Annotated in this window: 1 protein-coding gene; it reads left to right on the forward strand. The window is 44.4% G+C overall.

Annotated elements, in window-relative coordinates:
* Window positions 1-349: SpoVR family protein (locus tag AC1DPK_RS34350; protein WP_477513037.1), on the forward strand; the 349-nt coding region annotated here is incomplete at both ends.

Consider the following 349-nt stretch of genomic DNA (forward strand, 5'->3'; position numbering starts at 1 on the left):
GCTTAAGCAAAATTTATGAGCTCGTCATTAACTCCAGCCCCTGCTATGCGTTTCTTCTAGAGGGCAATTCTCTAATTCAAAATAAACTCATCGTCGCCCATGTGCTCGCTCACTGTGATTTTTTCAAAAACAACGCTCGCTTTGGTGTAACCAATCGCAATATGGTCGAGAGCATGTCTGCTACAGCGGATCGTATTCATCAATATGAAATGGATCATGGCACGGAGGCGGTCGAGAAGTTTATCGATGCGATCCTTGCCATTCAAGAGCATGTCGATCCGACGCTCATTAAGCCATATCAATTGGATAAGAAACGTTATATCGAAATGGTGCAAAAGGACAGCGAGCG

The sequence above is a fragment of the Paenibacillus sp. 01T424 genome, assembly GCF_056398745.1.